This window comes from Protofrankia sp. Cj3 (assembly GCF_917627355.1).
Classification (GTDB): Bacteria; Actinomycetota; Actinomycetes; order Frankiales; family Frankiaceae; genus Protofrankia.
This window is the reverse complement of record NZ_CAKJTR010000024.1, coordinates 14,720-16,033: the sequence shown is the minus strand read 5'-3', so window position 1 is coordinate 16,033 and position 1,314 is coordinate 14,720. Positions and strand designations below refer to the sequence as shown.

2 protein-coding genes are annotated in these 1,314 nt (G+C 66.8%); both read left to right on the top strand.

The genetic code is table 11. The features are described from left to right. The first annotated feature begins 135 nt into the window (after positions 1-135). The gene (locus MJ783_RS23565; RefSeq protein WP_370651448.1) at positions 136-639 is read left to right on the top strand and encodes an epoxide hydrolase N-terminal domain-containing protein; all 504 of its coding nucleotides are present in this window, start codon (positions 136-138) and stop codon (positions 637-639) included. Then, entirely contained in the window at positions 555-1,301 is a 747-nt protein-coding gene (locus MJ783_RS23560) for an alpha/beta fold hydrolase (protein ID WP_370651450.1), read from the top strand. Before MJ783_RS23565 ends, MJ783_RS23560 begins: the two co-directional genes overlap by 85 nt. Positions 1,302-1,314: the final 13 nt, after the last annotated feature.

Below are 1,314 nucleotides of genomic sequence, written 5' to 3'. Positions count from 1 at the left end.
TTAGTCATATAATTTTTTTATTTTGGGAGATGGTTGTCGATGACCCGTCAGCCGGACCTGTAAAAGACCCACAGCTAAAAGACCCACAGCGTGCCCATCGACCCCCACCGGCGTGACCCGCGAATGGACCAGGCCATGACCCCACCGACCATCGAACCCTTCGATGTGCGCGTCACCACCGCCGAGATCGACGATCTCCGTGACCGGCTGGCCCGGACCAGGTGGCCCGACCAGATACCCGGCACCAGGTGGGAGTACGGCACCGAACGCGATTTCCTGGTCGAGCTGTGCCGGTACTGGAAGGACGACTACGACTGGTCGGGCTTCCAGACCCGGGCCAACGCCTTTCCTCAGTTCACCACCGGGATCGACGGGCAGCGCATCCATTTCATCCATGCACGCTCTCCCGAACCGACGGCGAGGCCCCTGCTGCTGACCCACGGCTGGCCGGGCTCGGTGGCGGAGTTCTGGCAGGTGCTCGGCCCCCTGTCCGACCCGGCAAACCACGGTGGTGACCCGGCCGACGCCTTCCATGTCGTCGTCCCGTCCCGTCCCTGCCCGGCTACGGCTTCTCGGGTCCGACGACCGAGCGGGGATGGACCATCATCCGGGCTGCGTCCGCTTTCCTGGAGCTCATGACCCGCCTGGGCTATGAGCGCTTCTTCGCGCAGGGAGGCGACTGGGGCAGCGCGGTCACCACCACGGCTGCCGGCCTGTCCCCCGAGCGAGTACGGGCCATCCACCTCAACCTGCTGCCGGCGCCGCCACCGGACCGCAACGACCCGACCGCCGGCCTGGACGAAGCGGACCTGGCCATCCTGGCCCGGGTGAAGCATTTCGCCGACCACGAGACCGGCTACCAGAAAATCCAGGGGACGAAGCCGCAGACGCTGGCTTACGGCCTCGTCGACTCGCCGGCCGGGCTCGCCGGCTGGATCGTGGAGAAGTTCCACGGGTGGAGCGACTGCAACGGCACGATCGAATCTCGCTTCAGTCACGACCGGCTGCTTGACAATATCTCGATCTACTGGCTGACCGGGACGATCAACTCGTCGACCCGCCTCTACTACGAGTCGATCGGTCCCGGCCGGCGCCACACGCCCCCGCCGATCACGGTCCCGCTCGGCCATGCCGCGTTCCCGGCCGAAATGGTCCGGGCTCCTCGTAGCTGGTGCGAGGCGGCTTTCCCCACCCTGTGTCACTGGACGGATATGGCCCGGGGCGGCCACTTCGCGGCGATGGAGGAGCCCGAGCTGCTCGTCGACGACGTCCGCGCGTTCTTCCGCACCCAGCGGCTCTGAACGGCTCTGCCGC

Bases quoted from the DNA above. Each gene is read 5' to 3' on its own strand.
- MJ783_RS23565 (WP_370651448.1), top strand. From the start codon at position 136: ATGACCCCACCGACCATCGAACCCTTCGATGTGCGCGTCACCACCGCC.